Here is a 12,174-nt window from a genome sequence, read left to right on the forward strand (position 1 = left end):
CCGATGGTTCACCTCTGCCGAGCTGGCTGGCTTTCAACCCGTCGACCCGCACGTTCTCGGGCACGCCCGGCAACGCTGATGTGGGCAACCTGACCATTCGGGTCACCGCCACCGACGGCAGCAATGCTTCGGTCAGCACCACGTTTGGGCTTGTCGTGACCGGCAGCAGTGTGGATAACAGCAATAATGTTGATAACGGCAACCCAGAATTCAAGGTTAACGGCACGGGGCCGACGTTACCTGGCGCTGCGCCAGCACCGACAATTACGGTGGCAAGTAATGCACCAATAACGTTAGGTGCATTATTTGCCCCGACACCGCTTGGCTCCCTGAATACCGGTGGAATGGCCGACAACACGACAGTAACGTCAGCGATCTTTCAGTCTGCCCAGAGTGGGCCGCAAACCAGTAACGTACCGACCAGCCAGGTCGCCAGTGCCTTCGGGCTGAGCGCGGCTTCCGGCGGAGCCAGCCGGTTTGAAAGCTCGCTGGGGTCATTCCCCAGTTTCAATAATGGCGGCGCGATGGGGGGAAGCTCTTCGCTGGCGGGCGTGTTTTCAGGGCTAAACCTGCCTGCCTTGTCGCCGATGGCGGTGTTCTCCGGCGGTAGCTGGCGTGACATTAGCATCAACGCTGCCAATACCGGAAATGAGGGACGGCTTACCACCCCATCCGTTGGTGCAGCAATGGAATTCGCCCCTGGTCTGGAGCGGCAGTTACGACACATTGGGGACATGGAATCACAGCGCTTGGACGCCATTGAGCAGGCGTTAGTCGCTCTGGGGCAGTACGACAGCGAGCAAGCTGACCGAGATCAGAACAATAGCGAGAGACAGCAGGGATAAGGGTGGCCTTGGGATGAGGCAGTCGTGGCAATGGCCGCAGTAAGAATGACGATAGCAGCCGAAAAATAACAACAAAGTTCAGGAGTGGAATCGTGTCAAAGGGTCGGAAACTTTTCAGTCTCAGCCTCATCGTCGTGGCGATGAGCGGTTGTGCTGTTACCAGTCAACCTATTTCGAAAGAGCAAAGCAAGCAACGTATCCAGCAGGATAAGGTTGCCATGTTCAGCCAGCAGGAACCGGTGACGGCCCCCATTACCTTGTACGATGCGATGGCGAGAGCGCTTAAATACAACCTGGAAGCCCGGCTTAAGGTGATGGAGCAGGCGTTGTCGCAACAGCAACTGGAGCTGGCGCGCTATGACATGCTGCCCCAGATGGCGATGTCGGCGGGCTATGTCGGGCGCAACAACACCAGCGCGTCCAGTAGCCGCAGTATCGAAACCGGGCGGCAGTCGCTGGAGCCTTCCACCTCGTTGGATCGCGACCGCGACGTTGCCGACCTGACGATGGTGTGGAACGTGCTGGATTTCGGCGTCAGTTATGTCAGCGCCAAGCAAAAGGCCGATCAGCGCTGGATCGCCGACGAGCGTAAGCGCAAGGTCGTCCATACCATTATTCAGGACGTGCGCTCGGCGTACTGGCGGGCGGTAGCGGCAGAGCGCCTGCTGGGGCGGATTGATAGCCTGATCGATCGGGTGAATCAGGCGCGCGAAGCCAGTGAGCACATGAGTACACAGCAGGTGGGCGATCCGGTTGAAGCGCTCAGTTATCGCCGCGCGCTGATTGACGCGGTGCGTCAGTTGGAAGAACAGCGTCGGGCATTGTCGCTGGCGAAGACCGAACTGGCGACGTTGATGAACCTGCCGCTGGATACCCCGTATACGTTGGCGTTGCCGAACAGTAACGACATGCCGGTGCCGACATTAAACGTCGATTTCAATACGCTGGAACAGACCGCGTTACTCAGCCGTCCGGAACTGAAGGAGCAGGATTATCAGGTGCGCGTTCACGCCGCTGAAACCCGTAAATCTCTGCTGCGCATGTTGCCGGGGCTGGAGGTCAGCGCGGGCGGCCATTACGACAGCAACTCATTCATGGTTAACCAGAGCTGGGCGGACGTCGGCGTGAAGGTGACCTGGAATCTGTTTAATTTGTTGTCCGGACCGGCGGCGTATAAGACCGCTCAGGCCAATGAAAAAGTGTCGGAAGTGCAGCGTCAGGCGATGTCGCTGGCCGTTATGGCGCAGTTGTATATCGCTCGCGCCAACTTCAACGAAGCGGTGCGCCAGTATAAAACCAGTGTGGAACTGCGCGATCTCGACGGCCAGATTGCTGAGCAACTGCGCAATCGCTATAAAGCCAACAGCATCGGCGAATTGCAGTTGATTCAGGGAGAGCTGAACGCTCTGAATGCTAATCTGCGCCAGGACCTGGCCTACGCGGAAATGCGCAATACCTACGGCCAAATTCTCTCGACCGTTGGGCTGGATTTGTTGCCGAAAACGCTGCCTTCTGATCGTTTGACAGATATCAGTCAGGCACTGCACCAGTCTGAAACCAACTGGCAGCAAGGGAAAATAGGCGCGTTGCAGTCATTCTGATTCCCCGGTGATTAAGATGGCGCCTGCAACGCAGGCGCCAGAGCAACGGCTATCCTTGCCTGACAATCATAGGCGCTGGCCGCATTACCCCTCCGCCAGACGTTTGTACCGCTCGAAACGCTCTCTGGCGTCCTGCTCGGTTTTGGCGAACAACTGGCTCGCCTGCTCCGGGTACTGGCGTCGTAACGCGCTATAGCGCACTTCTCCCATCAAAAAGTCCTGGAAATCGGCTTCCGGTTCATCGGAATCCAGCGTGAACGGGTTTTTACCCGCCGTCTGCAACTGTGGGTTAAAGCGATACAGGTTCCAGTATCCTGCTTCCACCGCCTTCTTGGTTTCACGCTGACTGCATCCCATGCCAGCTTTCAGGCCGTGGTTGATACAGGCGGCGTAGGCGATGACCAGCGACGGGCCGGGGTGGGCTTCCGCTTCGGCGATGGCGCGCAGCGTTTGCGCCTTGTCCGCGCCCATCGCGACCTGCGCCACGTACACGTAGCCGTAACTCATCGCCATCAAGCCGAGGTCTTTCTTGCGGGTGCGTTTGCCTTCGGCGGCGAATTTCGCCATCGCCGCCGCCGGGGTGGATTTGGACGACTGTCCGCCGGTGTTGGAATACACCTCGGTGTCGAACACCAGCACGTTGATGTCCTCGCCGGAGGCCAGCACATGGTCCAGCCCGCCGAAGCCGATGTCATAGGCCCAGCCGTCGCCGCCGAAAATCCATTGCGAACGTTTGGCGAGGTAATCCCGGTTCTGATAGAGACGGTTGAGCAGCGGGTCGTCACCTTTTTCATGCTCCAGCAGGGTGATTAACCGATCGGCCCGTTCGCGGGTATCGTCGCCCCGGTCTTTCAGTTCCAGCCACAGGTTGAGCGCGTCGGCCAGCGCCGGGCTGAGCGGTTGCATCAATGCCGTCGCGGCGTCGCAGGCCAGCTGCTCGCGGATGGCGTTGCCGCCCAGCAGCATCCCTAATCCGAATTCGGCGTTGTCTTCAAACAGCGAATTGGCCCAGGCGGGGCCGTGCCCGCGGTGGTTGGCGGTGTAAGGGATGGACGGCGCGCTGGCACCCCAGATGGAAGAGCAGCCGGTGGCGTTGGCGATCAACATGCGGTCGCCAAACAGCTGGGTAATCAAGCGAGCGTACGGGGTTTCGCCGCACCCGGCGCAGGCACCGGAGAACTCCAGTAGCGGCGTCTCGAACTGGCTGCCTTTGACGGTGGTTTTGCTGAACGGATTCGCTTTGGGCGGCAGGCCGAGCACCTGTTCCCACAGTGCGATTTTGGGCTGCTGCGACGTCAACGGCTGCATGGTCAACGATTTACCGCGCGACGGGCAGATATCCACGCAGTTGCCGCAGCCGGAGCAGTCCAGCGGCGATACCGCCAGATGGTAGTGTAGGGTTTTAGCGCCGGTGGCCGGTTTACTGAGCAGGGTGTCGGGTGTCAGCGCCCGCTCCTCTTCGGTCAGCAGGGCCGGGCGGATGGCGGCGTGTGGGCAGATAAACGCGCACTGGTTGCACTGGGTGCAACCCTCCGGTTGCCAGGCGGGCACGCTGATGGCGATGCCGCGCTTCTCAAACGCCGCGGTGCCAAGCGGAAAGGTGCCGTCTTCCATGCCGGTAAAGGCACTGACCGGCAAGTTATCGCCCTCCTGCCGGTTCATCGGCGTCAGGATGCGCCGGATAAAGTCGGGCTGGGTGCTGTCGAGGGTGGCAACGGGTTCCGGCAGGTCGGCCCACTCGGCCGGGATACGCACCTGAACCGGTGCCTGCATACCCTGATCGATGGCGGCCTGATTCATCTCCACCACGCTCTGGCCTTTCTTGCCGTAGGACAGGGCGACCGCGCTTTTCAGGTAATCGGCGGCGGTATCAGCGGGAATAATCCCGGTCAGTTTGAAGAATGCCGCCTGCATGATCATGTTGAAGCGGCCGCCTAGCCCGAGCTGTTGTGCGATGTCCACCGCGTTGACCACATAGAAGCGAATCTGGTTGCACGCCAGATAGCGTTTCATCGCCGCCGGTAATGCCGCCTCCAGCTCTGTCGGGTTCCAGGTGCAATTGAGCAGGAAAATGCCGCCGGGTTTCAGCCCCGCCAGCAGGTCGTATTTATCGACGTAGGATTGCTGCGAACAGGCGATAAAGTCGGCGCTGCGGATCAGGTACGGCGAGGTAATCGGTTGTGCGCCGAAACGCAGGTGCGACACGGTAATCCCACCGGACTTTTTCGAGTCGTAGGAGAAATAGGCTTGCGCGTACATCGGCGTCTGATCGCCGATGATCTTGATGGCGCTTTTATTGGCGCCGACCGTGCCGTCGGAACCGAGTCCCCAGAATTTGCAGGCAGTGGTGCCCGCAGGCGCGGTATCGATGTCATCGACCGGTAGCGGCAGCGAGCGGTGGGTGACATCATCCACGATGCCGACGGTAAACCCATCCTGCGGCATGGGTTGCAGCAGGTTATTGAAAACTGCGGCGATGTGCGCCGGTGCGATATCTTTGCCGCCCAGCGCATAGCGGCCGCCGACGATCAGCGGCCGGGTATCGTGATTGTAGAAGGCGTTTTTTACGTCCAGATACAGCGGTTCGGCCTGCGCGCCCGGCTCTTTGGTGCGGTCCAGCACCGCGATGCGCTGCACCGTGGGCGGGATAGCGGCAAAAAAATGCGTCAGCGAGAACGGGCGGTACAGGTGCACGGTCAGCAGCCCGACCTGTTCGCCGCGCTGGTTGAGGTAATCGACGGTTTCCGCAATGGTTTCGCACACCGAACCCATCGCGATAATCAGGCGTTCGGCGTCCGGCGCGCCGTAATAGTTGAACAGGTGGTATTCACGGCCGGTGAGCTGGCTGATGTGCGTCATCGTCTCTTCCACCAGTTCCGGCAGCGCCTGATAGAAGCGGTTAACCGATTCCCGCTCCTGAAAGTAGATATCCGGGTTTTGCGCGGTGCCGCGCGCTACCGGGTGGTCCGGATGCAGGGCACCGCGGCGAAAGCGGTCCACCGCCTGCCGGTCCAGCAGCGTATCCAGTTCGTCGTACTCCAGCAGTTCGATCTTCTGGATCTCGTGGGAGGTACGAAAACCATCGAAGAAGTTGATGAACGGCACCCGGCCTTTGATCGCCGCCAGATGCGCTACGGCGGACAGGTCCATCACCTGTTGTACGCTGCTCTCCGCCAGCATGGCGCAGCCGGTTTGCCGTACCGCCATCACGTCCTGATGGTCGCCGAAAATATTGAGCGAGCTGGTGGCCAGCGCGCGGGCGCTGACGTGGAACACCGCCGGTAATAGCTCGCCAGCGATTTTGTAGAGGTTGGGGATCATCAGCAACAACCCCTGCGACGCGGTATAGGTGGTGGTGAGCGCGCCAGCCTGCAACGAACCGTGCACCGCCGCCGCCGCTCCGGCTTCCGACTGCATTTCCACCATTCTGACCGGCTGGCCGAACAGATTCTTTTTGCCCTGTGCCGCCCATTCATCCACGTTTTCAGCCATCGGCGTGGAGGGGGTGATGGGATAGATAGCCGCCACCTCGGTAAAGGCGTATGAGATATACGCCGCCGCCGCGTTGCCATCCATTGTTTTCATCTTTCTTGCCATGTACGGGTTCCTCTCTGTGGTGTCGAAGGCCGCCAGCTACGCTTTGCCGACTGGCGCACCGTCATGGCTTGACCTAGCACGGCTTATGCCAGTTAGCGCCGGATACAGGAAATATCGAAAATTGAATGGGTTGCGATAGTCGCCGTGGCGACTGAGGCGGCATGACGCCGGTGTGATTGAGCGGAACAAGACACGGACTGCGACATCCTGTCGGCCTGCCAACAAAGTGTCGGGGTCGGCGGGGTGGTCAACCTGACAACAGAGCCTGGAGGCGAACCATCATACCTATCCTTCCGTATTGTCCCTTTTCCAACAATTGGTCTGCCGATTGTCTTGTCTCTGCGCCGAAGTGGCAATCGAGGGTTTTTGAAAACCAATATAAATCAATATTTTGATTGAGTTGGCCTGGCTGGTACGTTCCCTGCACTCCTTGAGCTGTGTGCAACAAGCATTCAACCCGAACAGGAGAAGCAATTATGGCAATGCGTCAATGCGCCATCTATGGCAAGGGCGGTATTGGTAAATCCACCACCACCCAGAATCTGGTCGCCGCGCTGGCGGAGATGGGCAAGAAAGTGATGATCGTCGGCTGCGACCCGAAGGCGGACTCCACCCGTTTGATCCTGCACGCCAAAGCCCAGAACACCATTATGGAAATGGCGGCAGAAGTCGGCTCGGTGGAAGACCTCGAACTGGAAGATGTGCTGCAAATCGGCTACGGCGGTGTGCGCTGTGCTGAATCCGGTGGTCCGGAGCCGGGCGTGGGCTGCGCTGGTCGCGGCGTCATCACTGCCATCAACTTCCTTGAAGAGGAAGGCGCGTATGAAGAGGACATCGACTTCGTGTTCTACGACGTGCTGGGCGACGTGGTGTGCGGCGGCTTCGCCATGCCTATCCGCGAAAACAAGGCGCAGGAAATCTACATCGTCTGCTCCGGCGAGATGATGGCGATGTACGCCGCCAACAACATTTCCAAAGGCATCGTCAAATACGCCAAATCCGGCAAGGTGCGCCTCGGCGGGCTGATTTGCAACTCCCGCCAGACCGATCGCGAAGATGAGTTGATCATCGCGCTGGCGGAAAAACTCGGCACCCAGATGATTCACTTCGTGCCGCGCGACAACATCGTGCAGCGCGCCGAAATCCGCCGCATGACGGTGATCGAATACGACCCTAAATGCAATCAGGCCGATGAGTACCGCACGCTGGCGGGAAAAATAGTCAACAACACCAAAATGGTGGTGCCGACACCAGTCACGATGGACGAACTGGAATCGCTATTGATGGAGTTCGGCATCATGGAAGAAGAAGACACCAGCATCATCGGCAAGACTGCCGCCGAAGAGAATGCCGCCTGATGACCCCCGCGCCAGCGGCCGTAAGACGGGCACCTGGCGAAGCATGAAGGAAAGACGGAATGACAAACGCAACCAGTGAACGCAATCAGGCGATCATCCAGGAAGTGCTGGAGGTTTTCCCTGAAAAAGCGCGCAAAGAGCGCAAAAAACACATGATGGTGACCGACCCGGCGATGGAAAGCGTGGGCAAATGCATCGTGTCCAACCGCAAATCCCAGCCGGGGGTGATGACCGTTCGCGGCTGTGCCTACGCCGGTTCCAAAGGCGTGGTGTTCGGCCCGATCAAAGACATGGCCCATATCTCCCACGGGCCGATCGGCTGCGGGCAGTATTCCCGCGCTGGACGCCGCAACTACTACACCGGCGTCAGCGGCGTGAACAGTTTCGGCACCCTGAACTTCACCTCTGATTTTCAGGAAAAAGACATCGTGTTCGGCGGCGATAAAAAGCTCACCAAACTGATTGAGGAGCTGGAGCAGTTGTTCCCGCTGACCAAGGGTATCTCCATTCAGTCGGAGTGCCCGGTGGGGCTGATCGGCGACGACATCGAAGCGGTCGCCAACGCCAGTCGCAAAGCCATCGGCAAACCAGTGGTGCCGGTACGCTGTGAAGGGTTTCGTGGCGTGTCGCAATCGCTCGGGCACCACATCGCCAACGACGTGATCCGCGACTGGGTGCTGGATAACCGCGACGGCAAACCGTTCGAATCCACCCCTTATGACGTGGCGATTATCGGCGACTACAACATCGGCGGCGACGCCTGGGCCTCGCGCATTCTGCTGGAAGAGATGGGGCTGCGGGTGGTGGCGCAGTGGTCCGGCGACGGCACGCTGGTGGAGATGGAAAACACCCCGTATGTGAAGCTAAATCTGGTGCATTGCTACCGGTCGATGAACTACATCTCACGCCACATGGAGGAAAAACACGGCATTCCGTGGATGGAATACAACTTCTTCGGTCCCACCAAAATCGCTGAGTCGCTGCGCAAAATCGCCGCGCAGTTCGATGAAACTATCCAGCAAAACGCCGAAGCGGTGATCGCCCGTTATCAGGCCCAGACCGACGCGGTGATCGCCAAATACCGCCCGCGTCTGGAAGGGCGCAAGGTCATGCTGTATCTCGGCGGACTGCGACCGCGCCACATCATCGGCGCGTATGAAGATCTCGGCATGGAGATCATCGGCACCGGCTACGAATTTGGTCATAACGACGATTACGACCGCACCTTGCCGGAGCTGAAGGAAGGCACGTTGATGTTCGACGACGCCAGCAGCTACGAGCTGGAAGCCTTCGTCAAGGCGCTGAAACCGGACCTGATCGGCTCCGGCATCAAGGAAAAGTACATCTTCCAGAAAATGGGGGTGCCGTTCCGTCAGATGCACTCCTGGGATTACTCCGGTCCGTACCACGGCTATGACGGCTTCGCCATCTTCGCCCGCGACATGGACATGACGCTCAATAATCCCAGCTGGCGTGAATTAACCGCCCCGTGGCTGAAGTCCGCCTGATGATGATTATTTATCAACGATGATTGTTTATAAAACCAGCCTGATATCCCGTCAGTTCACCGATTAGTGGCGCGGGAGGAGAACACCATGAGTCAAACTGCTGAAAAAACCCAGCCCTGCTACCCATTGTTCGAGCAGGAAGCGTACCAGACGCTGTTTCGCAACAAGCGCGGTATGGAGGAAGCCCACGATGAACAGCGCGTGCGCGACGTCTTCGAGTGGACCACCACCCAAGAGTACCAGGAACTGAATTTCCAGCGCGAAGCGCTGACCATCGACCCGGCGAAAGCCTGCCAGCCGCTGGGCGCGGTGCTGTGCGCACTCGGGTTTGCCAACACCCTGCCTTATGTACACGGCTCGCAAGGGTGCGTGGCCTATTTCCGCACCTACTTCAATCGTCACTTTAAAGAGCCGATCGCCTGCGTTTCCGACTCGATGACCGAAGATGCCGCGGTATTCGGTGGTAATAACAATATGAACAGCGGCTTGCAAAACGCCAGCGCGCTCTACCAGCCGGAGATGATTGCCGTCTCCACCACCTGCATGGCGGAGGTGATCGGCGATGACTTGCAGGCTTTCATCGCCAACGCCAAGAAAGACGGGTTTGTCGCGGCAGATATGCCTATCCCTTACGCCCATACCCCGAGTTTTATCGGCAGCCACATCACCGGCTGGGACAACATGTTCGAAGGTTTCGCCCGCACTTTCACCACCGGCGAAGGGAAAAACCATCAGCCCGGCTCGCTGGCGCGGCTGAATCTGGTTACCGGGTTTGAAACCTACCTCGGCAACTACCGGGTGATCAAACGGATGATGGCGCAGATGGAAGTGCCGTGCAGCCTGTTGTCGGATCCGTCCGAGGTACTGGATACCCCGGCCGACGGTCACTACCGCATGTACGCTGGCGGCACCAGCCAGCAGGAGATGCGCGATGCGCCGAACGCCATCGATACGCTGCTGCTGCAACCGTGGCATCTGGTGAAGACCAAAAAAATGGTGCACGACGAATGGGGCCAGCCCGCCACCGAGGTGCCAGTGCCGATCGGCCTGGCCGCCACCGACAAACTACTGATGACGGTCAGCGAACTGACCGGCAAACCGATTGGCGAGGCGCTGACGCTGGAGCGCGGTCGGCTGGTGGACATGATGCTCGACTCCCACACCTGGCTGCACGGCAAGCGCTTCGGCCTGTACGGCGATCCGGATTTTGTCATGGGGTTAACCCAGTTTCTGCTGGAGCTGGGCTGTGAACCGACGGTGATCCTGTGCCACAACGGTAGCAAACGCTGGCAAAAGGCGATGAAGAAACTATTGGAGGCGTCGCCCTATGGTCAGGACAGCGAGGTGTACATCAACTGCGACCTGTGGCACTTCCGCTCGCTGATGTTCACCAACAAACCGGATTTCATGATCGGCAACTCCTACGGCAAGTTCATCCAGCGCGACACGCTGGCGAAGGGTGAGCAGTTTGAGGTGCCGTTGATCCGGCTCGGCTTCCCATTGTTCGACCGTCACCACCTGCACCGCCAGACCACCTGGGGTTACGAGGGGGCGATGTCGATCCTCACCACGCTGGTGAATGCGGTGCTGGAGAAACTGGATCACGACACCATGAAGCTCGGCCAGACCGATTACAACTTCGATCTGATCCGCTGAGGTGGCGGCGTCTCCCGGCAAACAGGGAGATCACGCAACCTGCTTCCACTATCAGGCACCCGGCGTTGTCCGGGCTGTCCTGTTTCGTTAAGGAGAAACCGATGCCGGTGGTGATTTTTCGTGAGCGCAATGCGCAGCTGTACTGCTACGTCGCCAAGCTGGACCTGGAAGCCAAAGTAACGGGCATGGAGTTTGACCGGCACGATTACTGGGGTGGGCGCGTCGAGCTGGAAGGCGGTAAGTGTTATTACGTCAATCCTCAGGACGCAAAACCCGTGTTTCCGGTCAGCCTGCGGGCTAGCCGTGCCGAGCTTGGATAAGGAGAAAGGAGCATGTCTGATGATGATGTGTTGTTCTGGCGTCTGTTCGCGCTGATCCAGTGCCTGCCGACGCTGCCGCCGCCACGGCTGCTGGGTTGGCTTGGCAATGGCGATGAAGCGTCGCTGGATGCGGACCGGCTGGCGTCGCTGACACAAGAGGAACTGGCGGCGCGTTTCCCGACCGATGCCGATGCCATGACCCCGGCGCGTTGGCGCGCAGTGATGGACTGCCTGCGCGGCGCGCTGCCGCCGCACCTGGCTGTCGCGGCGCCTTCCCGACGCAGGCCGCAACTGCTGGCGGCGTTTGCCTCGCAGGATGGGCTGACCATTAACGGCCATTTCGGTCAGTGTCGGCTGTTTTTTATCTACGCGTTCGATCAGGACGGTTCCTGGCTGCACGACCTGCGTCGCTATCAGCCTGTCGGCGGCGAGCAGGAAGGCAATGAAGTGCGTTCGGCGCTGCTGAACGACTGCCACTTGCTGTTCTGCGAGGCGATTGGTGGCCCGGCGGCGGCACGCATCATCCGCCATAACATCCACCCGGTAAAGGTTGTGCCCGGCATCCTGATTCAATCCCAGCGCGACGCACTGCAAACCCTGCTGGTCGGCACGCTGCCGCCGTGGCTCGCCAAGCGGCTGGAAAAAGGCAACCCGCTGGAGGATAGGGTGTTTTGATATCCTAAAAGCATACCAGTGCGTTGGTATGCTTTCCCCGATGGCTGGCGTCCGCCGTTCTGCATCGTGTCGCCGTTGATTGGTGCCATCATCGTTGACGTTTGACGTCTATTCTTTGATAAAGGTTAGCTATATGGCTAACTTTTTCGGTGGTATTCTTTTGATAGGTGATGACATCACGTTGACGGCGGCGAGTATGGCAAGCAGAGAGAGTATGGGGAAAACGATAGCCAGTACCCGTAAGGCGCGTGGGCTAACACAAAAACAATTGGCGGAGCAAACGGGGATTAACAAAACCACGCTATCCGAGATTGAGAACGGCCGGTTTACTGGCTCGCTGGATATTTTTGAACGCTATCTGGATGCGGTCGGTTTACAGCTTGAGTTGGTGACGAAGCAGCATCGGCTGCCAGGTTGGGATGAGGTCGACAAGCTCTTTGCGGAGGATGAGTAACAAAAAGTAAAATTTTGACGAGACACCATAAGTGCTAAATGAAAGTGATTTTTATCTTATAGCTAAGAACACCGGGTTTATACGAGGGTGTAATTAAAATTGTGTAATTGCCTGTTTTTGATATGTTCACTCCAACAGCAGAGACAGGCAAAGTATGGAC

General features: G+C 58.7%; 9 protein-coding genes. 8 read left to right on the top strand and 1 reads right to left on the bottom strand.

Translation table 11 applies throughout. The features are described 5' to 3' along the window. Together OB87_RS18555 and OB87_RS18560 are read left to right on the top strand one after the other, a co-directional pair. Positions 1-845, top strand: an 845-nt coding sequence (locus OB87_RS18555; protein WP_033570858.1) for a putative Ig domain-containing protein, incomplete at its 5' end; no start/stop codon positions are given. 92 nt (positions 846-937) lie between these two features. Beyond that, positions 938-2,446 (top strand): TolC family protein, encoded by a 1,509-nt coding sequence (locus OB87_RS18560; RefSeq protein ID WP_033570859.1) that lies wholly within the window; start codon positions 938-940, stop codon positions 2,444-2,446. An 84-nt stretch (positions 2,447-2,530) separates the two neighbouring features. On the opposite strand, the gene nifJ is transcribed toward OB87_RS18560, so the two are convergent. Next, positions 2,531-6,043 (bottom strand): pyruvate:ferredoxin (flavodoxin) oxidoreductase, encoded by a 3,513-nt coding sequence (gene nifJ / locus OB87_RS18565; protein ID WP_033570860.1) that lies wholly within the window; start codon positions 6,041-6,043, stop codon positions 2,531-2,533. Between the two features lie 476 nt (positions 6,044-6,519). Between nifJ and nifH the strand changes: the two genes are divergently transcribed. From nifH to OB87_RS18595, 6 genes are all read left to right on the top strand, one after another. Further along, positions 6,520-7,401: a nitrogenase iron protein gene (nifH, locus tag OB87_RS18570; protein WP_013319646.1), complete on the top strand. Its 882-nt coding sequence runs from the start codon at positions 6,520-6,522 to the stop codon at positions 7,399-7,401. A gap of 59 nt (positions 7,402-7,460) precedes the next feature. Next, complete coding sequence (gene nifD, locus OB87_RS18575; protein ID WP_033570861.1) at positions 7,461-8,909, top strand: nitrogenase molybdenum-iron protein alpha chain; 1,449 nt, start codon at positions 7,461-7,463, stop codon at positions 8,907-8,909. Between the two features lie 87 nt (positions 8,910-8,996). Beyond that, positions 8,997-10,565 carry a nitrogenase molybdenum-iron protein subunit beta gene (gene nifK, locus OB87_RS18580; RefSeq protein ID WP_033570862.1) on the top strand — a complete coding sequence of 523 codons (1,569 nt, stop codon included), beginning with the start codon at positions 8,997-8,999 and terminating at the stop codon, positions 10,563-10,565. A gap of 101 nt (positions 10,566-10,666) precedes the next feature. Beyond that, complete coding sequence (nifT, locus tag OB87_RS18585; protein ID WP_033570863.1) at positions 10,667-10,885, top strand: putative nitrogen fixation protein NifT; 219 nt, start codon at positions 10,667-10,669, stop codon at positions 10,883-10,885. A gap of 12 nt (positions 10,886-10,897) precedes the next feature. Continuing rightward, positions 10,898-11,560 carry a NifB/NifX family molybdenum-iron cluster-binding protein gene (locus OB87_RS18590; protein WP_033570864.1) on the top strand — a complete coding sequence of 221 codons (663 nt, stop codon included), beginning with the start codon at positions 10,898-10,900 and terminating at the stop codon, positions 11,558-11,560. A gap of 133 nt (positions 11,561-11,693) precedes the next feature. Beyond that, positions 11,694-12,014 (top strand): helix-turn-helix transcriptional regulator, encoded by a 321-nt coding sequence (locus OB87_RS18595; RefSeq protein ID WP_200884324.1) that lies wholly within the window; start codon positions 11,694-11,696, stop codon positions 12,012-12,014. Positions 12,015-12,174: the final 160 nt, after the last annotated feature.

The organism is Dickeya undicola (genome assembly GCF_000784735.1).
In the GTDB taxonomy this organism is placed as follows: domain Bacteria; phylum Pseudomonadota; class Gammaproteobacteria; order Enterobacterales; family Enterobacteriaceae; genus Dickeya; species Dickeya undicola.